General features: G+C 31.3%; 19 protein-coding genes and 1 riboswitch. Of the genes, 1 reads left to right on the top strand and 18 read right to left on the bottom strand.

The window, feature by feature from the left end; all coding sequences use genetic code 11:
* Window positions 1-18: 18 nt before the first annotated feature.
* The 17 genes from DMR38_RS01455 to DMR38_RS01375 form a co-directional block, all read right to left on the bottom strand.
* Window positions 19-459 carry an FHA domain-containing protein gene (locus tag DMR38_RS01455; protein WP_127719663.1) on the bottom strand — a complete coding sequence of 147 codons (441 nt, stop codon included), beginning with the start codon at window positions 457-459 and terminating at the stop codon, window positions 19-21.
* Between the two features lie 69 nt (window positions 460-528).
* Window positions 529-3,351 carry an excinuclease ABC subunit UvrA gene (gene uvrA, locus DMR38_RS01450; protein ID WP_127719662.1) on the bottom strand — a complete coding sequence of 941 codons (2,823 nt, stop codon included), beginning with the start codon at window positions 3,349-3,351 and terminating at the stop codon, window positions 529-531.
* 38 nt (window positions 3,352-3,389) lie between these two features.
* Window positions 3,390-5,372 carry an excinuclease ABC subunit UvrB gene (uvrB, locus tag DMR38_RS01445; protein WP_127719661.1) on the bottom strand — a complete coding sequence of 661 codons (1,983 nt, stop codon included), beginning with the start codon at window positions 5,370-5,372 and terminating at the stop codon, window positions 3,390-3,392.
* Between the two features lie 3 nt (window positions 5,373-5,375).
* A complete protein-coding gene (locus DMR38_RS01440; protein ID WP_127719660.1) occupies window positions 5,376-6,677 on the bottom strand; it encodes a PDZ domain-containing protein in 1,302 nt (433 codons plus the stop codon).
* 116 nt (window positions 6,678-6,793) lie between these two features.
* Entirely contained in the window at window positions 6,794-7,969 is a 1,176-nt protein-coding gene (locus tag DMR38_RS01435; RefSeq protein ID WP_127719659.1) for a S41 family peptidase, read from the bottom strand.
* 173 nt (window positions 7,970-8,142) lie between these two features.
* Window positions 8,143-9,033 (bottom strand): permease-like cell division protein FtsX, encoded by an 891-nt coding sequence (gene ftsX, locus DMR38_RS01430; RefSeq protein WP_127719658.1) that lies wholly within the window; start codon window positions 9,031-9,033, stop codon window positions 8,143-8,145.
* Entirely contained in the window at window positions 9,023-9,709 is a 687-nt protein-coding gene (gene ftsE / locus DMR38_RS01425) for a cell division ATP-binding protein FtsE (RefSeq protein ID WP_013236991.1), read from the bottom strand. The genes ftsX and ftsE overlap by 11 nt, the downstream gene beginning before the upstream one ends.
* A 186-nt stretch (window positions 9,710-9,895) precedes the next feature.
* Window positions 9,896-10,837 carry a transketolase family protein gene (locus tag DMR38_RS01420; protein ID WP_127719657.1) on the bottom strand — a complete coding sequence of 314 codons (942 nt, stop codon included), beginning with the start codon at window positions 10,835-10,837 and terminating at the stop codon, window positions 9,896-9,898.
* On the bottom strand, window positions 10,837-11,661 hold the full coding sequence (locus tag DMR38_RS01415) for a transketolase (protein WP_127719656.1): 825 nt from the start codon (window positions 11,659-11,661) through the stop codon (window positions 10,837-10,839). The genes DMR38_RS01420 and DMR38_RS01415 overlap by 1 nt, the downstream gene beginning before the upstream one ends.
* A 176-nt stretch (window positions 11,662-11,837) precedes the next feature.
* Entirely contained in the window at window positions 11,838-12,188 is a 351-nt protein-coding gene (locus DMR38_RS01410; RefSeq protein WP_013236988.1) for a type II toxin-antitoxin system PemK/MazF family toxin, read from the bottom strand.
* A complete protein-coding gene (locus DMR38_RS01405) occupies window positions 12,148-12,468 on the bottom strand; it encodes a hypothetical protein (protein ID WP_029170139.1) in 321 nt (106 codons plus the stop codon). Before DMR38_RS01405 ends, DMR38_RS01410 begins: the two co-directional genes overlap by 41 nt.
* Before the next feature lie 940 nt (window positions 12,469-13,408).
* Window positions 13,409-14,017, bottom strand: coding sequence for a germination lipoprotein GerS-related protein (locus tag DMR38_RS01400; protein WP_127719655.1), 609 nt, complete (start codon window positions 14,015-14,017; stop codon window positions 13,409-13,411).
* A 95-nt stretch (window positions 14,018-14,112) separates the two neighbouring features.
* Window positions 14,113-15,612, bottom strand: coding sequence for an NAD(P)H-hydrate dehydratase (locus DMR38_RS01395; RefSeq protein WP_127723842.1), 1,500 nt, complete (start codon window positions 15,610-15,612; stop codon window positions 14,113-14,115).
* On the bottom strand, window positions 15,584-15,988 hold the full coding sequence (gene acpS / locus DMR38_RS01390; protein WP_065079011.1) for a holo-ACP synthase: 405 nt from the start codon (window positions 15,986-15,988) through the stop codon (window positions 15,584-15,586). Before acpS ends, DMR38_RS01395 begins: the two co-directional genes overlap by 29 nt.
* Before the next feature lie 253 nt (window positions 15,989-16,241).
* Window positions 16,242-16,592, bottom strand: coding sequence for a DUF6514 family protein (locus DMR38_RS01385; protein WP_127719654.1), 351 nt, complete (start codon window positions 16,590-16,592; stop codon window positions 16,242-16,244).
* Between the two features lie 236 nt (window positions 16,593-16,828).
* A complete protein-coding gene (sleB, locus tag DMR38_RS01380) occupies window positions 16,829-17,518 on the bottom strand; it encodes a spore cortex-lytic enzyme (RefSeq protein WP_127719653.1) in 690 nt (229 codons plus the stop codon).
* Between the two features lie 119 nt (window positions 17,519-17,637).
* Window positions 17,638-18,900: a CBS domain-containing protein gene (locus tag DMR38_RS01375; protein WP_127719652.1), complete on the bottom strand. Its 1,263-nt coding sequence runs from the start codon at window positions 18,898-18,900 to the stop codon at window positions 17,638-17,640.
* A gap of 239 nt (window positions 18,901-19,139) precedes the next feature.
* A riboswitch (M-box (ykoK) riboswitch) is annotated at window positions 19,140-19,306 on the bottom strand.
* Window positions 19,307-19,594: 288 nt separating this feature from the next.
* On the opposite strand from DMR38_RS01375, the gene DMR38_RS01370 reads away from it, so the two are divergent.
* Window positions 19,595-21,439, top strand: coding sequence for a YgiQ family radical SAM protein (locus DMR38_RS01370; RefSeq protein WP_127719651.1), 1,845 nt, complete (start codon window positions 19,595-19,597; stop codon window positions 21,437-21,439).
* A gap of 74 nt (window positions 21,440-21,513) precedes the next feature.
* Here DMR38_RS01370 and DMR38_RS01365 read toward each other — a convergent pair whose 3' ends face one another.
* Window positions 21,514-22,215 carry a hypothetical protein gene (locus tag DMR38_RS01365; RefSeq protein WP_127719650.1) on the bottom strand — a complete coding sequence of 234 codons (702 nt, stop codon included), beginning with the start codon at window positions 22,213-22,215 and terminating at the stop codon, window positions 21,514-21,516.
* Window positions 22,216-22,218: the final 3 nt, after the last annotated feature.

Genomic DNA, 22,218 nt, shown 5'->3' with positions numbered 1-22,218 from the left:
AAAACTAATTATATTTTATCATCCTATAACTTTAAAGGATGTGTTTCCAATTTTAATTTCATCACCAGAAGCCAAATAATGCTTGCCTCTTAATTTTTTACCATTTAAAAGAGTACCATTTGTACTTCCCATGTCCTCTAGTATACATTCTTTTCCATTTTTCACATAAATTCTTGCATGGTGTCCTGAGGTATACGGATCCTCTAGCATAAGTTGATTATCGCTTTTTCTTCCTATGGTTATCTCCCTTCGCACTGGAATTACAGCACCTCTTCTAAGATTTGCATTTTCACCTGGATTAACTACTTCAAGTCCAAAGGATTTCCTATTGACATTTCTACCTCTCTTGCTTCCATTTTTAACATCCTTGTACATTATTCCCAGTGCCCAAAATATTATAATATATACTATACCTATGATAACAATTTTAAAAACTATACTCAATTTACTAAGATCCATTTAAATATCCTCCCTTAATACATGGAAAGACTAGCATTATAGGTGTGCTTATGCTAGTCTTTATGTAAATTATAACATCTTTTTTAAGTATTGTCCTGTGTAAGAACCCTTATTTTCAGATATTTGTTCTGGAGTACCCATGCAGAGAATGTTTCCTCCTTTTTCTCCACCTTCAGGTCCAAGATCAATGATATAATCCGCACACTTTATAACATCTAAGTTGTGTTCTATAACCACAATTGTATTACCTACATCTACAATTCTCTGAAGTATATTTATAAGTTTATTTACATCATCTATATGAAGTCCTGTAGTAGGTTCATCAAGTATATACATTGTTTTCCCCGTACTTCTTTTAGATAATTCATGGGCAAGCTTTATTCTCTGTGCTTCTCCACCAGACAATTGAGTGGAAGGTTGACCTAATTTGATATATCCTAACCCTACATCCATAAGAGTTTGCAGTTTATTTTTTATTCTTGGTATATTTTCAAAGAACTTCAATGCTTCTTCTACAGTCATATTTAGTACATCATCAATATTTCTATTTTTATATTTTACTTGAAGGGTCTCTCTATTATATCTTTTTCCCTTACAAACTTCACAAGGTACGTATACATCTGATAAAAATTGCATTTCTATTTTTATTATTCCATCTCCGCTGCAAGCCTCGCATCTTCCTCCTTTTACATTAAAGCTAAATCGTCCAGGTTTATATCCTCTCATCTTGGATTCAGAAGTACTTGCAAACACTTCCCTTATTATATCAAATACTCCTGTATAAGTTGCAGGATTGGATCTCGGAGTCCTTCCTATAGGACTTTGATCTATATTTATAATTTTATCTACATTTTCTGTTCCTAAAATATTTTTATAATGTCCAGGCCTATCTTTTGAATTGTTTAATTGCTTATGTAGTGCCTTATATAATATTTCATTTACCAAAGTACTTTTTCCAGATCCAGATACACCGGTAACACAAGTAAATATACCTAAGGGAAAGGATACATCTATATTTTTCAAATTGTTCTCTGCAGCACCTATTACTTTTATATATTTTCCGTTACATTTCCTTCTATGTTCAGGTATTTCTATTTTCTTCTTTCCGCTCAAATACTGCCCTGTTATGGATCTATCACATTTTATAATATCCGAAATAGGCCCTGCAGCTACTACCTCTCCACCATGTTCTCCCGCTCCCGGTCCTATATCTACTATAAAATCCGACTGTTTCATTGTATCCTCATCATGTTCTACTACTATCAATGTATTTCCAATGTCTCTTAAATGTTTTAAAGTAGCTATAAGTCTGTCGTTGTCTCTTTGGTGAAGGCCTATACTTGGCTCATCCAATATATAAAGTACTCCAACCAAACTTGAACCTATTTGAGTTGCAAGTCTTATTCTTTGGGACTCTCCTCCGGATAAAGTTCCGGCAGTTCTGGACAATGTCAAATAATCCAATCCTACATCTATTAAAAATTGCAGCCTACCACATATTTCTTTCAATACTTGGTCACTTATAATCTTATCTTTTTCCGAAAGCCGTATCTCCTTAAAAAATTTTAATTCATCTTTTATAGACATATTACACAGCTCAAATATGTTTTTTTCTCCCACCGTAATTGCTAATACCTCAGATTTTAATCTGGCTCCTTTACATTTTGGACATGGATTATCACTCATATAATTTTCTATTTCTTTTTTTATATAGTCTGAATTTGTCTCAACATACCTTCTCTTTAAGGTATTAACTATTCCTTCATAAGAATGATTAAATTCCATCATTCTATTTTCTTTTCTGTATTTAACCCTTATTTTTCCTCCTCTTAATCCATAAAGTAATATGTCTACTATTTTAGGATCTAATTTTTCTATAGGTGTATCTAATTTAAATTTAAACGTACTCGAAAGAGCCTTTAATATACTAAAAGTCCAGGAACCTTCCTTTAAACTTCCTTCTCCCCAGGCTGTAACAGCACCTTCTAATATACTCTTTTTCCTATCAGGTATTACTAAATTCTCATCTATCTCAAGCAAGGTACCAAGACCATCACAAGTATCACATTTTCCAAAAGGTGAGTTAAAAGAAAAAGTTCTAGGAGTGATCTCTCCTATACTTATACCACATTCCGGACATGCAAATTTTTCACTAAAAAGTATGTCCTCCCCGCCCAATATATTTACAATAAGTATTCCATCGGACAATTTTAAGGAAGTTTCTATAGAATCTGCAAGTCTGCTTCTTATTTCACTTTTAATTACCAACCTATCTACTACTATTTCAATAGTATGCTTTTTATTTTTTTCTAATTTTATCTCTTCATCTTGAAGATCTACTATCTCTCCATCAATTCTAGCTCTTACAAAACCATTTTTCACTATACTTTCCAGTACCTTTATGTGTTCTCCCTTTTTTCCCTTTATTACAGGTGAAAGTATCTGTATCTTCGTTCTCTCAGGCATTTCCATAATTTTGTCCACCATTTGATCCACTGTCTGCTGGGTTATTTCTTTGCCGCACTTTGGGCAATGGGGTACCCCTATACGTGCATACAATAACCTCAAATAATCATATATCTCTGTAACTGTTCCTACTGTAGAACGTGGATTTCTACTTGTAGTTTTCTGATCTATAGATATAGCAGGTGACAAGCCTTCTATATCTTCCACATCTGGTTTATCCATCTGGCCCAAGAATTGCCTTGCATATGCAGATAATGATTCAACGTATCTTCTCTGACCTTCTGCATAAAGGGTATCAAATGCTAGTGAAGATTTTCCTGAACCTGAAAGCCCGGTAAAAACTATTAACTTATCTCTTGGTATGGTCAAACTTATATTTTTCAAATTGTGAACTTTAGCACCTTTTATTACTATGCTATCTTTCATAAACTTAACTCCTTAGTTATCTAATTCTTTTATCCATATTATTTATTTTTCTGTTTTTTTAACTTAAGTATTGTATCTCTTAGTTTAGCAGCTTCTTCAAATCTAAGTTCTTTTGCTGCCTTTTTCATCTGTCTTTCATGAGCTTCAATGAGTTCATCTATTTTTTCATTGTCCGCCTTTACTGCCTCTTCTAAACTATTATATTCTTCTTTTTCTTCCAAAACCATAGTTGACTCTATAACTTCTCTAATTGCCTTATTAATTGTTTTTGGAACTATGCCCATCTTCTTATTATACTCAATTTGTATTTTTCTTCTTCTTCTAGTTTCACTTATAGCTTTATCCATAGATTTTGTAATAACATCGGCATACATTATAACTTTGCTTTCAGAGTTTCTTGCAGCCCTTCCTATAGTTTGAATAAGAGATCTTTCTGACCTTAAAAAACCTTCCTTATCTGCATCTAAGATTGCAACTAATGCAACTTCAGGTATATCAAGTCCCTCTCTTAGAAGATTAATTCCCACTAAGACGTCAAATTCTCCCTTTCTCAAATCCCTTATTATCTTCATCCTATCTATAGTAGCTATACTGGAATGAAGATATCTCGCCTTGACATTCATGTCTTTAAAATAATCTGTTAAATCTTCTGCCATCTTTTTAGTAAGTGTAGTAACAAGTATCCTATATCCTCTTGATATAGTTTTTTGTATACTATCATATAAATCATCTATTTGTCCTTTAATTGGTTTCACTACAATTTCAGGATCTAAAAGTCCTGTAGGTCTTAATATTTGTTCTGCCACATTTTCGGAATGTTCCAACTCATAGTCTGCAGGTGTAGCACTTACAAATACAACCTGATTTATCTTTTTTTCAAATTCTTGAAACTTTAAAGGTCTGTTATCATACGCAGAAGGAAGTCTAAAGCCATATTGAACTAATGAATCTTTCCTGGATCTATCTCCCGCATACATGGCTTTTACCTGAGGAAGAGTAACATGACTTTCGTCTATAAAAAGCAAAAAATCATCTGGAAAATAATCAATAAGGGTTTGTGGCGGACTTCCCTTAGCTCTTCCATCCATTATTCTAGAATAATTTTCAATTCCACTACAATATCCTACTTCTCTCATCATTTCTATGTCAAAATTAGTTCTCTGTTTTAATCTTTGTGCTTCAAGCAATTTATCCTGAGATGTAAGTTCCTTAAGTCTGTGTTCTAATTCTTCTTCTATCTTTTCTATGGCCAATTCCATTTTTTCTCTTGAAGTGGCAAAATGAGATGCTGGAAATATATTTGCATGTTTTCTAAGTCCAATGGTATCTCCTGTGAGCACATCAAACTCCCTTATCTTATCAATTTCATCTCCAAAGAACTCTACCCTTATAGCGTGATCTGTAGATGCTGCTGGAAATATGTCCACTATATCCCCTTTTACCCTAAAGGTGCCTCTTACAAAATTTATATCATTTCTTTCATACTGTATTTCTACTAATTTTTTTAGGACTTCATCTCTATTTTTTATCATTCCCGGCCTTAGAGACAAAGTTAATTTTTTATATTCTTCAGGGTTTCCAAGTCCATAAATGCAAGATACTGATGCCACTACAACTACATCTTTTCTTTCCAGGAGTGCAGAAGTAGCAGAATGTCTTAATTTATCAATTTCATCATTTATAGATGCATCTTTTTCTATGTAAGTATCTGTCTGAGGTATATATGCTTCTGGCTGATAATAATCATAATATGATACAAAATATTCTACAGAATTATTGGGGAAGAAATCTCTGAATTCCGAACATAACTGTGCTGCTAAAGTTTTATTATGTGCAAGCACCAATGTAGGTTTCTGTACTTTTTCTATTATATTGGCCATAGTAAAAGTCTTACCGGACCCAGTTACTCCAAGTAACGTTTGAAATTTATTTCCTTTTAAAACACCATCCGCTATACTATCTATAGCTTGGGGTTGATCTCCAGTAGGTTTAAATTTAGAATGTATTTTAAAAACTCCCATTTTCTAATCATCCTTATCTTTATCTTTATCCTTATTTTTCATATCATTTAGCATTTGAGAAAATCGGCTTTTATCAAACTTTACAACCATACTGTCCTTAGGCACCTTTCTGGGTACAAAAACTATTCCAAGCCTCTTATCTTTGTTCATCTTGTTATAGCTAACCTGTTCTAAAGCCCCAGATACATTTTTTACTTTAAACCAAATAAAATTTGAATATTCCCTTACTATTTCAGTTATTCTATCTTCACTTTCAATTTTTTCACCATTTACTTCCATCAACAAATCTCCAGTTTTTATTCCCATTTCACTTGCAGGTGAATTAGGTGCCACGGCAAGTACCATAATCCCTTCACTGCTGCTTATGTATTTAGGTGCCCCTCTATTTTCTAAATACCTCTGCAGGATAATAATTCCTTCATGAGCTAAAGGTGCAAATATAACTACAAAGAATTTCAACACAATATTTAAAACTGCCAATTGCGCTAACCCAAATAAAATAATACCGTATAGCATTACAATAACACCAGATATTTGACTCTTTTCCTTTACACTTTTAGTAAAAGTCACACTATTGTATCCCACTACAGCATAAAATGGCATTAATGTAAGAACTGCATTCTTTAAAATATTAAACGGTATAGAAGTTTTTACTATAGGCCACCATCCAGGAAGAGACACCTGCCACGAACTTGCTATTGCAGATTTATCATGAATCATAAAAAATATAGCCACAGGAACTATCCAGTATCTTCGCAGGGCAAACCCGCCTATTATGCTGCCACCTTTACTTGTAAAAACCGGAATAGATCCTGTCTTTCCATCCAATATAATTAAAATTCCCTCTACAAAATGTATTACAGCTACCATACTCATAAGAGCAACTACATCTATCTTTAAAAAATTCAAATTTGGAAGGTTAAACTCTGAAGATAATATAGCCATCGTAAGACTTAAGAATCCAAGTACTGCCCCAGAGTAAGAAAAACATATGAACCTTGGATTAAAAAACATAAATATTATAGATGCTAAAAATACTAAATCTACAGAAGAATTTTCATCAAAAACTATTCCTAAATAGGACATAATAGTAGTAATGACAATCCCTGCAAAAATTCCTATTACGATTTGTGATATTGTAAGTTCAAAAGGAGAATTAATTCTTTCTCCAATTATCATCTTTTGCATTACAGTTATCTGTTTATTTTTTCTATATAACACAAGTGCAAGAACAGCTAAAATAATTATTAAATACGGTTCTGTCAATGCAAAAGCTATGGACTTCAATGTATATAATAATATCATTAAAATTAGTTCCCCTCTCCATAAACTAAGTTAGACAGAACTGATCTGTCTAACTTAAAACTTCAAATACAATTATATTTGCTTAAGGCATTTTCCTAGTTCGTCAGAATTTAAATCTATTTTATTTTGCTTTTTGCTATTTCAAGTGCTTTGCTAAATTGAGGATCTTTGTTCCTATCATAAGCAGCTTTCTTAAGTTCTTCAGGATATATCACTTCTACATTAGGTTTTATACCCTTCTTGTGTATGTTTTCCCCATTTGGAGTATAATATTTTGATATAGTAACTTTGAGGGCAGTGCCACTTCCTGTATCAAGTATAGTTTGAACTACCCCTTTTCCATAGGTTTTTTCTCCAACTAAAGTTCCAATTTTATAGTCTCTAATGGCTCCTGAAAATATTTCCGATGCACTGGCACTATTTCCATTAGTCAATACTGTCAAAGGCAAATTGGTAAAATCCCCACCTTTTGATTTATACTCTTTCCTATTGTTGTATTTATCAACTGTAGAAACTATAACCTTACCACTAGGTACAAAATTAGATACCATATCAACACATTGATCTAAAACTCCACCTGGATTATCTCTTAAATCTATAATCAATGATTTCATGCCCTGACTCTTCAATTTGTTCAACTGATCTTTAAAGTTTTTTGCAGTATTTTCATCAAACATACTTACCTGAATATATCCTACATTATCCTGCAGCATTTCACCTTTTACAGTATCAATATCTATTTTCTGCCTTTTAACTCTTACATCAAAATTTCCTTTTTTCTCTCTATATAATGTCAGCGTAACTTCCGTATTCTCCTGACCCTTCATTAAAGATACAGCTTTATCTAGATCTTTTCCACTAACACTAGTACCATTTACTTTCTCAATTATATCATTTTTTACTATTCCCGCTTTTTTTGAAGGGGAATTATCAAATACATCCATTACAACAATATTGCTATTTTTTGCTGCAACCTGAATTCCAACACCACTATAATTTCCCTGAGTTTGAACATTAAAATCTTCAAATTCTTTTTTATTCATAAATACAGTATAAGGATCATTTAGCGATGAAGTCATTCCCTTAATGGCACCTTCAACTAAAGTTGAATCGTTTATAGGTCCATCATAATATTTATATAATTGACTTCTAATTTCAAATAGTTTTCCAAAATTTCCTACAGTATTTCCCTGAGCGCTTGTTATAAAACTTGTAGTTCCAAACATTGTAAGGATATTTGTTATAAGTACAATTGCTATAGTCCATCCTATCCATTTTCTCTTGCTATTCAATTTGCTCACCTCATTTTTTGAAACATTCACTATTATAGTATTTATGTAAATCTTAAATAATTATAACACTAAAAAAAATAAATTTGTAAAACTATTATAAAATTGGCATGCAAAAATAAAACTTCTGCATGCCCTATATAGCTCTAAAATTTAATTAATTATCCTATACTAATTTAAACTTCTAAGAATTTTCTAATAGATAGTGCACTTCCTACAGCACCTATAATAATACCCACCAGAATAAATATTCCCAAAATACTAGTGATTACATAAATAGGACTAATTAACTGCATTATTACAAGAGAGGACGCTGCTTTAACATATAATATTTTATACAGATAGTAAAGTATTATATCTGATACTATTCCCCCTGCAATACCTATTATAATACCTTCTATAATAAAAGGCCATCTTATAAACCAGTCTGTAGCTCCAATGTATTTCATTATCCCTATTTCTTTTCTTCTAGAATAAACAGTTATCTTTATTGTATTTCCTATTAAAAATAGTGAAACTCCTATTAATATTATAAATATAATAGTTCCTACCCATTTTATAGTTCTAGTTATAGCTATAATTTTATCCACAATTTCTCTGGCATCCTGCACACTATATATTCCGGGCATTCCCTGTACATTTTTAACTACCTGGGACACAACTTGGGGATCTGAAACCTTCACTATGTATGCACTTGGAATTGGATTGTCCTTCTCAAGTCCCTCTACTAAAGACTTATTTTCCTTTCCCAACTGATCTCTAAACTTATCTAGTGCCTGAGACTTTGTTTCGTAACTTACATTCACTACTCCATCTGTAGTATTTATTTTATCCTCGATATTTCTCTTCTGAATTCTAGTTATATTATCCTGAAGATATATCTTTACCTCTACTTTAGATTGTACTTCCAATATACCTTGTTTGATATTCATCATAGCAAGTAGATATATACCGAAAATAAAAAGCGTAGCTGCTACCGTAGCTGCAGATGCTATACTTATAGTTTTATTTCTATTTAAATTTCTAAATGCATCCTTAATAGAAAAACTTACAGTACTAATCCTCATATCCGTATGCACCCCTTTGCTCATCTCTTACTATAATACCTTTTTCCAGTGCTATAACTCTTTTTCTCATAGAATCAACTATATCGCTTGCATGAGTTGCCATTAGTACTGTTGTTCCAGCCTCATTTATATCGTTTATTGTTTCCATTATGTCCATAGAAGTATCTGGGTCCAAATTTCCAGTAGGTTCATCAGCTATTAATATAGATGGGTTATTTACTATAGCCCTTGCCAGTGAAATTCTCTGTTGTTCTCCTCCAGAAAGTTCATGTGGAAATGACTTGTATTTATTTGCCAATCCAACTAAAGAAAGTACAACAGGTACCTTTTTTCTTATTTCTTTTGGATGAGCTTCAATAACCCTCATTGCAAATGCTACATTTTCATAAACATTTAAAGTAGGTATCAGTCTAAAGTCTTGAAAAACTACTCCTAATTTTCTTCTATATAAAGGTATCTTACTTCTTTTTAATTTTGTGATATTGAGATTGTTAACTATAATGTCTCCTGATGTAGGTTGAACTTCTTTCAAAAGTGCCTTTACAAAAGTAGTTTTTCCCGCTCCACTAGGCCCAACTAAAAAAACAAATTCCCCTTTTTCAATTTTCAGATTTATATTTGACAGTGCGAATATGTTATTATTGTAAACCTTGCTTACGTTTTTGAACTGTATCATTTAAATCTCTCCTTATATTCAACAAGTTTTTCAGCTTGCTACATTACAAAGTTCATTATATCATACGGGAGTAGGAAACTAAAAATTAAATATATGAAATTATTATTAACAAACTAAGGTTTAAAGTTTACTTTTATTAAAAAAACGATGTTATACCAAATCATAACATCGTCTTCTACTAAATTGCTATTTTAAAGCTATACCCTTTTTAACAGCTTTCACTATATCATCTGCTGTAAGTTTATAGGCTTTTAAAAGTTCTGCCGGTTTTCCACTTTGACCAAAAGTATCTTTTATGCCTACCCTTACTACTGGAGTAGGTAAATTTTCACTTAAAACTTCACATACAGCTGATCCAAGTCCCCCTATAACACTGTGTTCTTCTGCAGTTATAACCGCACCAGTTTGCCTTGCTGCATTTATTATTGCTTCCTTGTCTATAGGTTTTATTGTATGTATGTTTAAAACTGATACTTTAATTCCTTCTTCTGCTAGATTATTATATGCTTCCAGTGCTGCATCAACCATTATGCCAGTTGCAATAATAACTGCGTCTTTTCCTTCTCTAAGCTGAACTGCTTTTCCTATTTCAAATTTATAATCTGCATTATCATTTATAACAGATACTCCTGACCTGCCAAGTCTTACATAACAAGGTCCATCCATTTCAGCTACAGCTTTAACAGCAGCTTCTGCTTCTACTGCATCACTTGGGCATATAACTGTCATATTAGGTATACTTCTCATAAGCGATATATCTTCTACAGACTGATGAGATGCTCCATCTTCCCCTACTGTAATACCAGCATGAGTAGCACATATTTTAACATTTAATTTAGGATAGCATATAGAATTTCTTACCTGCTCAAATGCCCTTCCCGTTGCAAACATGGCAAAAGTGCTTACAAAAGGTATCTTATCGCAAGTAGACAAACCTGCTGCTACTGCCATCATATTACCTTCTGCTATTCCCATGTCCATAAATCTATCTGGATATGCATCTTTGAACTTAGCAGTTTTAGTAGATTTTGAAAGATCCGCATCAAGGACTACTACTTTTTTATTTTCAGCTCCCAATTCCACTAATGCTTTTCCATAAGCTTCTCTAGTTGCTATTTTACTTGACATTACTCCTCACCTCCGAGTTCAGCTAATGCTTTCTCACATTGTTCTATATTTGGTGCTGAACCATGCCAGCCAACTTCATTTTCCATGAAAGAAACTCCCTTACCTTTAATAGTCTTACATACTATCATAGTTGGTTTGTTTTTAACTGTTTTTGCTTTTTCAATAGCATCTATTAGTTCTTCAAAACTATGTCCATTTACTTCTATAACATTCCACTTAAATGCCTTAAACTTATCTCCAATTGGATATGCTGACATTACTTCTTCACAAGGTCCGTCTATTTGAAGTCCATTAGCGTCTACAAAAGCTGTAAGATTGTCTAGTTTATAATGTCCTGCAGCCATAGCTGCTTCCCAAACTTCACCTTCTTCAAGTTCTCCATCACCTAATAAAGTATAAACTCTGTAATCCTTTTTATCCATTTTCCCAGCTAATGCCATTCCTACAGCTGCAGATACCCCCTGTCCTAAAGAACCTGTAGACATATCTATTCCTGGTACTTCATTCATATTAGGATGTCCTTGAAGCATTGATCCAATCTTTCTAAGTGATTTTAACTCTTCTACATTAAAATATCCTTTTCTTGCAAGGATACTATATAATGCAGGTGCTGCGTGTCCTTTTGATAATACAAATCTATCCCTATTTAAATCTCTAGGTTGCTCCGGATTAATATTCATTTCATAAAAATATAAAGTGGTTAAAACCTCCACTGCAGATAATGAACCACCTGGATGACCTGAACTAGATTCGGTTAACATTTTTATTATGTCTTTTCTTATAGTTACAGCAATCTTCTTAAGTTCTTCTATGTCTTTTTTCACACCCTTAACCTCCTAAGCTATATAAGCAAAAACTATACTTATTATTTTAACACAAAATTTTATTTTTATATATAATCTTGGCCATAAAACTTCACCCCTACATTTAAGATGCAGGGGCCTATAGTTCACAATATTAACTATAAAATTCATAAAATATTAGATGAAATTGGAATACTTTACTGTAGTCCTACACTCACTAAAAGTGCACCATCTACCTTTTTCATATCTACATCTGTCATATGACCAATTTTTTCCTTTAGTCTTCTTTTATCTAAAGTTCTTATTTGTTCAAGCAGCACTACCGAATCTTTATTTAGCCCATAGGCTTCTGAAGAAATTTCAACATGAGTAGGTAGTTTTGCTTTATTTATCTGAGAAGTAATAGCCGCAACAATTACAGTGGGACTGTACTTATTACCTACATCATTTTGTAGGATAATAACCGGCCTTACCCCTCCTTGTTCAGACCCAACTACTGGGCTCAAATCAGCATAAAATATATCTCCTCTTTTCACTACTGTTGTCATCTGACAAATCACTCTCCGAAAGCTTCGCTTCATATTCTTTTAATTCCTTTATGTCACTTGCAAAGCCCATTTCTGCGAATTCAAGATTAAGCTGCGCCATTTCCCTATATCCTTTTTCCATTTCTGATATTCTATTTAACCTTTTTTTCTCATTAATATATAATATGATAACTTCCCTAATAAATTCACTTCTTTTTTTGCAATCTTCTTTAAGTGCTTTGTTAAATTCATTGTATAGTGTTTCTGAGAGGTTTACCACCAATCTTTTAGAATTTGACATATACAAATTAATACCTCCTATTACCCTAAGCGAAAGATATATACAACGTAATTATATTACCAAATCCACAAGTGTGTCAAAGAAATTATCTATAATTTCAACATTTTTCTACTTGTATTTTTTACATAGGGCTTTTCATATCTATATTGATTTAATATAACTTTTGCCATGCTTCTATTTAAGTCTATTATAATTTTATATGTAACAATTTCAGATATTAATTAAATATATATGTAATAATTCATTGTAGTTATTTGCATATTGTATAATTTACTTTTTTACACCCAATTACTAATTTTATGTTAATCATTTGTAATGCAAATCAACTTTATGAATAAAATTTTCATTCATTAACCTTATTATTATCCTATACCAATTTCTAAGCTTATATTCATAATTTTCTGGTGTGTATATGTCTATATATCAGATTGGAAAATATGTTTTAAGAAATGTTTCAGTTTTTTCATATATATAATTACTTTTATAATAATTATTGAAAACGCAGTTTATTAAAAGCCATATGCAAGTATTCCTTTCTAAATATGTAATTAATTTAATTCTATGATTTTATTTACAATTAAGATATAACTGCTGAATATAGCAATTATCTTAACTTAAAAAGTAGAGTACATATGACAGTTAAAAACATATATATATGAACTTATTATCTTCTGTAATTTTAACTACTTTACTATCTTTTGTATTAAACTTCAATCAATTTTTTCAACCATGAGCATGACTTTACCGCCTACATTGCCTTTATAATCATTTGAACTTTTACGATTAATTAGCTCTTGTCCACATTGGCTGATTGAAGATGCTTATTATTTACAACATTACTTTAAATTAATTTTTATTATACATACCTGCAATGCTTAACTATAAAAATATCACCCCCCAAAATACATTAAGTACTTCAATACAGGTTCTTATAATAGAACTAATTTATTTTAAACATATCCTCTTTTAATTCCACATTGGCTTTAAAATTAGTATATTTAATTTCTATTCGCTTTTTATATTTAGAATCGTATATTATGACGTATGCAGGAACATTATCTTTTATGTCTACATACAACTGGGCTTTATACATATTTCTATTATTGCCAGGTATGTCTAAATTTATAACTTGATATTCTTCATTTGCCACCTTTTTAAATGAATTTTCAATCTTTTCATTCGTATAAAGGAGAGAGATATATTCTTTTATAAAACTAAACTTAAATAAACTTTGGAAATTTTTATCTATATAATAGGAATTTCCTTGCTTAATATCCTTAACATGTATCTTGTTTTCTTTATAAATAATTATTCTATTGTTGTCTAAATCAAATCTCTCTCCATATTTATTGTCATAAAATTGCTTTCCATTGTAATTTATCTGCTGCTTATCATTTTTTACTAAAATATTTACATTGCAACTGTAGCTGTTCAAATTCTTTAAATAATAAATTATTTTTTCCGTATTTTGAGGGTCTTTACCACAAGATGAAAAAATTACACTTAAAATAAAAAACATAATTCCTAATATCAGTAGTCTTTTTTTCACTTCGTTCCTCCAGTTTTCACAGCTTTTTACTACTAATCTATTCTATTATGTTTTTCTATATTACTTTTTTATGAAATAATTATATAAAAATAAAATTATTCTGTTAATTTTTTTATTGAAAAAGGTAATTGATGTAAAACATGACTGGCATTTACAGAATACATATCTTTCGATAATTCTTCTCCCACATATCCATGTATAAATGCAGCAATAGAAGCTGCTTCAAAAGGACGTTGTTTTTGTGCAGAAAAAGAAGCTATAATTCCCGTTAGACAATCTCCCATGCCACCTGAAGCCATCGCTGAATTTCCTGTAGAATTTATGGCAACTGAGTTTCCATCTGTAATAATCGTATTATATCCTTTTAAAAGTACAATTACATTATACTCCTTCGCAAAGTCTTTGGCTACTTTAATTCTATTTTCCCTTATATATTCAATTCCTAAACCGGTAATTCTAGACATTTCTCCCAAATGAGGGGTTAAAATTATATCACATTTTTTCTCTTTTAGAATGTTAAGATTTCCACTTAAAACATTGATTCCATCTGCATCTATTACTACCGTTTTTCTGAAAGTAGTAATAACTTTTTTTACCAACCTTAAAGTACTATCATTAGCTCCCATACCTGGTCCTATAGCTATAGCATCACTTTTTTCTATAGTATCTTCTAATTTTAGATTTTCTTCCAAAGCAATAGTCATACCTTCAACAAGCTTTTCACTAAGTATAGGTTGTATATCTCTATAACATCCTAAAGTAACAAGCCCTGCACCGCTTCTTACTGCTCCCTGAGTACATATATAAGCTGCTCCTGTAAATCCTCTAGATCCAGCTATAACAAGCACCCTTCCATAATCCCCTTTATGACTAAACTTATCTCTGATTTTTAGTTTTCCTTTTATAAAATTTTGATCCATTATAAATTCAGAACCAGAAAATTTTTCGACAGCTAAATTTGGAATTCCTATGTCCTCTACTATCACTTCACCTGTAAATCTATCACTTCCATATTTTAAAAATCCCATTTTATATAGCTGAAAAGTAATAGTTTTATTAGCTCTCACACAGTTTCCAATAACATTTCCACTATCGCCATTAAGCCCTGAGGGAATATCTATAGAAATAACATAGCTGCCATACTTATTAATAAGAGTTATTACAGAATCTTGTATTCCCAGTATATTTCTGGAAATTCCTGTTCCAAACAAAGCATCTATAGTAACGTCACTTTCTTTTATACACTCTTTAAGTTGTGTAAGGCTTTCTTCTGAATCTACTACATTTAAATTAATTCTTAAATTTTTTAAAATATTGTAATTTATGCTGCAATCTTCACTCATTCCACTTTCTTTTCCAACTAAAAATACATGAACCTTTTTGTTTAAATTATAGAGATGTCTTGCTACGGCAAAGCCATCTCCACCATTGTTTCCCTTTGTACAAATTACGCAGAAAGAATCACATTTTTTCAAATCTATGTTTTTCACTACCTTTAGTGCTGCATTTTCCATAAGTACAATCCCTGGTATTTTTAATTCATTTATACTGTACCCATCTACAGATCTAGCTGTTTTTACAGTCGCTATCTTCAACTTCATCTACCTCCATTACAGCATAGGCTATAGCATTATCCACTCCATGAGATATACTGAGATGGATCTTGTAATTTCCACATTTATTAGCTATTAACTTCGCCTTTCCCTTTAATACTACAATTGGTTTACCTAAAGCAGTTCTATCTACTTCTATATCTCTAAAATCAAAGCCACTAAATCCAGTTCCTAGTGCCTTTACTATAGCTTCCTTAGCAGCAAACCTTCCTGCTATAAATTCAGGTCTCAAATTTTTATTTTTAAGATATTCTACTTCATTTTTGCTAAAAATTCTATCTATAAAATTCGAATGTTTACTAACAGCCTGTTCTATTCTCCTGATTTCAACTATATCAACTCCAACCCCAAATATCAAAATATAACACCTCCAATTTTAATACTTTTAATTATATACCTATTATACCTATATTATATTAATTTTTAATAAATATAATATAGGTATAATAAATATATTAATTTTTTATCTAATGGCTACCTAATGTAACACCCCCCACGCACTCTGTGAAAGCAACTATCATCAAATCAAAGATTTGGAATATCTGCTTTTCCAATTAAGTAAGATTCATTGATATAAAAAAAAGAGGATTTCTCCCCTTTTCTATATTAAATTAATATGCTGCATAATTTTTTTGGTTGTCAAAATCCATACTGTAGTCATCTACGTAATCACCTATCACATCAACCAAGTGTAGCGGTGAAACTTTATTTTCATATAATAATTTCAGTAAATTATGTACTTTATACTTTTCAGGACTTATATTTTGAATACTATCTCTTTGCACATTTATCAATTTTCCATCTAATATATCCTGTCTCTCAACTTCAATTCCATAAGCCTGAACCTCTTCAACATCCTTATGGGAATATGAAATAGCTATTTTCCCTTTAAGTAACCTATAAAAGTATACATACTTAATTTGTTTTACTTTCTCATTACTAATAAAATTCTCTATTATCATAAATTCTCTCCCCCTATAACATAGCTCATTATTGTCTTAAAAATATATTAGCACACACAAGGGAAAAAATGTGTCACTTCCTGATTAACTTTTCTTAGAAATTATCCCTTATATATGACAATAAAAATCTATTGCTCACTTATCTTAAAAGCATATATATTTTTATCCTATTTACTAACAATTTTTATTAAATGATGCTGTCGAAAGGTTATCTATTTCGACTATCTATTTTTAAACTATCTGCAAAATCTATGTTTACCTATAATTTTAATAAGAGGTCTCGACCATATCCATGAACTTGTTGCTGTAGAGGGATTAAAATAGTATATTGCTCCCCCTGAAGGATCCCATCCATTTAAAGCATCTCTTGCTGCATTTATAGAGCTCTGTTTCATATTTGCATGTATTTGTCCGTCTACTACAGCAGTAAAAGCTCCTGGTTGATATATAACTCCCGCTACAGTAGATGGAAACCTAGGATCCCTAGTTCTATTTAGTATTACAGCTCCTACTGCTACCTGTCCTTCATAAGGTTCTCCTCTAGCCTCTCCATTTATCAATCTAGCTATTAATGTTACGTTTTGGCTATTTCCACCAGTATTGCTCCCAGTATTTATTGCAAGAGCTGCTAAAGTTGCATCTCCAACTATACCATCAGACTTTAGTCCATTTTTTGACTGAAAATACTTTACTGCGGTGTAAGTTTGATACCCATATATTCCATCTACACTGCCATTGTAATACCCCCAGCTTCTAAGTTTTTGCTGTATTTGTATTACCATATTTCCTCTTGAGCCATAGTAGTATGCCACAGCTTTTACTGCATTATTATAGGGGAGCAAAAATAGAGAAGTTGATGCATATGTAAACACTATAGCAAGTATTAGTACTAATTCTCTTTTAAATCTCATAATTTTCTTACCCATATGACCATCTCCTTTTAATGTTAGTTCTCCTAAATGTAGTCTTTACACAAACAAATTAAAAAATACATAAAAAAAATACTATCAATTCCACTTATTTAAAGTGAAATTGATAGTATTTTTTACCCTGCTTTTCTTAGTCTTTTTCTCCAATTTGGTATTAATATGTCTTCTACTAAGTCATTCATTATAACTATGCCACACAACTTTTCTTCATCATCTATTACAGGTAATGAAATAAGATTATATTTTGAGCACATCTCTATGGCTTCATCTACATTTTCATTATGATTTATACTTACTACATCCTTGATCATTATCGCCTTTAATGTATCTTCAAAATTCGACAATATCAAGTCTTTCAAAGACACTACACCTTCAAGCTGCTTTTGATCATTTATAATATATATATAATGTGATACCTCATCTTCCGGATTAATTTCTTTTAAAAACTCAATAGTATCTTTAACTGTTATATTTATATTAAAACAGATAAAATCCTTATTCATTATACTTCCTACAGTTTCTTCCTTATACTCCATAAGTGACCTTACTTCATCCGCATCATTTTTTTCCATATTTATAAGTATCTTTTCTGCAGTATCCTTATCTACTTCATCTAAAATGTCTGCTATTTCATCATTGGGCATATTGTATAACACTTCATCCCTTTTAGACTGGCTCAAATTTTCCAGAATATCTAACTGTACTTCTGGATCTATTTCCTCTAATGTATCCGCTGCTAAATCCTCATCTAAACTTTCAAAAACTTTCTTTCTGTAATTCACATCCATATCTTCTAATATATCTGCTAAATCAGCAGGATGGAGCTTAGATAACTTTTTATATGGTACGGAAAGTTTTAAATTGTTATTTATCATTTCTAGCGATTCTACATTATCCCAAATTATAAGGCTATCTTCAGGCTTTTTGTTAAATAAATCATAAAACTTCTTTATGATTTTTTCTATACCAAGCCTTCTTCCTAAAGCAAGAACCCCTGTATCTACTGCTACAACCCTATATTCTCCTGCCATTTCTGCAATTCTGAGGTCATTAACTCTTACAAGTTTCTTTCCGTTTATATCCACTATCTGTCTATCCAAAAGATGTTTTGATAAAAGATAGGAATAACTTTGAAGTATTATTTCCCTTATACCCTCGCCTTTAATTATAACCTTGCCGTTATCATCATAAAAGTTTATGTTCCTACACTCACAATTAAGTATTTCTTTGCCTTTTTTTATCTTATATCCTATGGCCCTTGGCATTCCATGATCAGAAGATACATAAACGTCCCAAAGTTTCCCTACATATTCGTCAAATTCATTATAAACCTTTTTATAAAGAACTTTACTCAATAAGAAACTAGATAACTTTTTCATAAATATTCCTCCTTATATGCAGAGAAATATTTATAGAATCTACATCAACATTTTAAAAGTTATCAATAGCATTGCCATTACCAATTAGATCTAATACTTCCCTGCACTACTTCTATTAAATTTTCTTCTAAGATGCACCGACCTCCATAAGGTCCGTTTTCCATTTAACACACCACCTAAATTAAAAAATTTAAACATATGCAAAACAACTAAAAAAAGCCCATAGGGCTCTTAAACTAAAACTTTTTTAATCGTACGAGTTTTAGCACTATATAGCTTTAGACTTTCATCCAGCTGCATTAAGTAAAACCTTACTACGGTAATACCTGTTCACCCATTGGCATCTCTCGATGTTTCGGGGCAGCAGCATATGTCTATATAGGAGCCTCACCTAACATAATTAAACATAAACACTTACTTTTATATTATAATTATATTACAAATTCACTATAATGCAACTAGTAAATATTAAATTTATTTATATTTACCTGTTATGATACTTTAATTTCATTTTACTCATTTTAATGTAAAATATCATAATTTATCTTTGCATGTTTATATTATTTAGTGTGCGTCCTCTTCTCCTTATCACCATTCAAAATCTACATATTCCTAAATATTTATCTCATAATATAATATGTTATACTAAAAATAAGTGAAACTAAATCTGAAATATAAGAACGGAGAATGTAAATTGAATTTAAATACTAGTTTTTTACCTATATGTAAAAACGACATGAACGCGAGAAATATAAATCAGTTGGATTTTGTCCTTATAACAGGAGATGCTTACGTAGATCATCCTTCTTTCGGCTCAGCTATAATATCAAGAGTTCTGGAAAGGGAAGGTTTTAAAGTAGGAATAATAGCTCAACCTAACTGGAAAAATACAAATGACTTTATAAAACTCGGAAAACCTAAATTGGCCTTTCTGATAAATTCCGGAAATATAGATTCTATGGTTAATCACTACACCGCATCAAAGAAAAAAAGGCATGATGATCTTTACTCCCCAGGAGGTAAATCTGGTTACAGACCTGATAGGGCTGTAATAGTATACTGTAACAGAGCAAGAGAAGCCTATAAGGATGTTCCAATAGTAATTGGTGGAATAGAAGCCAGCTTAAGGAGATTTGCCCATTATGATTACTGGAGTGATAATGTAAGAAGAAGTATCCTTCTAGATTCAAAGGCAGATCTACTTATATATGGCATGGGAGAAAAAACCATAGTACAAGTGGCAAATCTATTAAAATACGGAATGGATATCCATAAAATTACAGATGTAAGAGGTACAGTATACCCTTGTAAAGATAAAAAACTCATAAAAGACTATGTGGAAGTACCTTCTTTTGAAAAAGTGACACAAGAAAAAAGTGCTTATGCTGAAAGTTATAAACTAGAATATTATGAGCAAGACGCATTAAGGGGAAAAACCTTAATACAAAAACATGGAGATCATTATATTGTTCAAAACCCACCACAGTTTCCATTAACCGAAGAGGAAATGGATATAGTATACGATTTACCTTACATGAGAACATACCACCCTATATATGAAAAACTTGGTGGAATACCTGCTATAAAAGAAGTAAGTTTCTCCATTACAAGTCATAGGGGTTGTTATGGTGGCTGTTCTTTTTGCGCTCTTACTTTTCACCAGGGTAGAACTGTCCAAAATAGAAGTGAAAAATCTATAATTGATGAAGCTAAATTATTAACTACTTTAGATGATTTTAAAGGATACATACACGATGTAGGAGGTCCTACTGCAAATTTTAGGCATAAGGCATGCAAAATACAAGAAAAGGTAGGAGTGTGTAAAAATAGGCAATGCCTCTTCCCTTCCCCTTGCAAAAACTTAATTATAGATCATAGTGAATACTTAAATCTATTAAGAAAAATAAGAAAAATTCCTGGTATAAAAAAGGTATTCATACGTTCAGGCATAAGATATGACTATTTAATAAATGATAAAAGTACAGATTTTTTTGAAGACTTATGTAAATACCACATAAGCGGACAATTAAAAGTAGCTCCTGAACATATAAGCGAGAGAGTTCTAAATCAAATGGGAAAACCTAAGATGGACGTATACAATAAATTTGTAAAAAAATATTTTGAAATAAACAAAAAAATAAATAAAAAACAGTATCTAGTTCCTTACCTCATGTCCAGTCATCCAGGGAGTGATCTAAATGCAGCTATAGAACTAGCTGAATATATAAAAAGCATGGGTTATACCCCTGAACAAGTTCAAGACTTTTATCCTACACCTGGTAGTTTATCTACAACTATGTACTATACAGGCATTAATCCTTTAAGTGGTGAGAAAGTATATGTACCTACATCACAAAAAGAGAAAAATGAACAAAGAGCTCTTTTACAATTTTCTATTCCTAAAAATTATAATTTAGTAAAAGAGGCTTTAATAAAATGCCATCGTGAAGATCTAATTGGATCTGGTCCCCACTGCTTAATACCGAAAAATCCTCCAAAAAGACGTCATCGTAAAAGCAATCATAAAAGTTCTAAGTAAGAAATTGCTTTATATTCCGGATATTTTTACAACCTTCAGTACGTTGAATGTTGTAAAAATGTTCGGAGCATAAGTTATTTTTTACCTGAAACTTTCTTAGGAGCTTTATAATTAAGCTTATCAGCTGTTTTTTTCACTTTACTCAAAGCATATATAAAAACAACAATCCAACCTACATCTCCAAGTATATTTTCTGCTAAAACTCTAACACCCATAAGCCACGCTATGAGCTCTGATATAGTTATGCAAGCTGCCAACAATACCATGTATATACCAAGTTTATTGGCATTGGTTTTATTAACAAATCCCAAAACAAAAAATATTACTAAAGTATTAAATACCAAGTATCCCCAGTATATATATTGATTTGATAAAACGAGAGTATATCCTAAAATAAACTTGTACTCCTCTAAGTTTTGCAGTACGGCTTCGCACTTATACATCATTACAGCATATGCAGCACAAAGTACTGCAGTTATTATAAATATGTAATAAAATTTAACATTATCTTTTCTTACAAAAATATAAAGCACTGTAAAAACTATAATTGGAACTGAGAGTAAATTCAAGAAAAAAGGTACTTTTAGCAAATATAAATATTTCATACTGCTGGAAAAGTACATAATAAAAATAGAAATGTACCTTAACAACATAGCCCCTATAATAATAAAAGCTTCAACTTTTATTTTATTCGATAAAAATCTAATTAAAATAGCTCCTCTAAAAAGCATTATAAACATGACAAGCAATAAAAAAACATAAACGTAGAATGCCATATA

Source organism: Clostridium sp. AWRP (assembly GCF_004006395.2).
Taxonomy (GTDB): Bacteria; Bacillota; Clostridia; order Clostridiales; family Clostridiaceae; genus Clostridium_B.
Note: the sequence above shows the minus strand (reverse complement) of the source record. Positions and strands in the feature narration are given on the sequence as shown.

Bases quoted from the DNA above. Each gene is read 5' to 3' on its own strand.
- DMR38_RS01365 (WP_127719650.1), bottom strand. From the start codon at position 22,215: ATGGCATTCTACGTTTATGTTTTTTTATTGCTTGTCATGTTTATAATG.
- DMR38_RS01385 (WP_127719654.1), bottom strand. From the start codon at position 16,592: ATGATAATAGAGAATTTTATTAGTAATGAGAAAGTAAAACAAATTAAG.
- ftsE (WP_013236991.1), bottom strand. From the start codon at position 9,709: ATGATACAGTTCAAAAACGTAAGCAAGGTTTACAATAATAACATATTC.
- DMR38_RS01405 (WP_029170139.1), bottom strand. From the start codon at position 12,468: ATGTCAAATTCTAAAAGATTGGTGGTAAACCTCTCAGAAACACTATAC.
- DMR38_RS01420 (WP_127719657.1), bottom strand. From the start codon at position 10,837: ATGTCAAGTAAAATAGCAACTAGAGAAGCTTATGGAAAAGCATTAGTG.
- DMR38_RS01410 (WP_013236988.1), bottom strand. From the start codon at position 12,188: ATGACAACAGTAGTGAAAAGAGGAGATATATTTTATGCTGATTTGAGC.
- DMR38_RS01440 (WP_127719660.1), bottom strand. From the start codon at position 6,677: ATGATATTATTATATACATTGAAGTCCATAGCTTTTGCATTGACAGAA.
- ftsX (WP_127719658.1), bottom strand. From the start codon at position 9,033: ATGAGGATTAGTACTGTAAGTTTTTCTATTAAGGATGCATTTAGAAAT.
- DMR38_RS01375 (WP_127719652.1), bottom strand. From the start codon at position 18,900: ATGAAAAAGTTATCTAGTTTCTTATTGAGTAAAGTTCTTTATAAAAAG.
- DMR38_RS01455 (WP_127719663.1), bottom strand. From the start codon at position 459: ATGGATCTTAGTAAATTGAGTATAGTTTTTAAAATTGTTATCATAGGT.
- uvrB (WP_127719661.1), bottom strand. From the start codon at position 5,372: ATGGGAGTTTTTAAAATACATTCTAAATTTAAACCTACTGGAGATCAA.
- uvrA (WP_127719662.1), bottom strand. From the start codon at position 3,351: ATGAAAGATAGCATAGTAATAAAAGGTGCTAAAGTTCACAATTTGAAA.
- sleB (WP_127719653.1), bottom strand. From the start codon at position 17,518: ATGGGTAAGAAAATTATGAGATTTAAAAGAGAATTAGTACTAATACTT.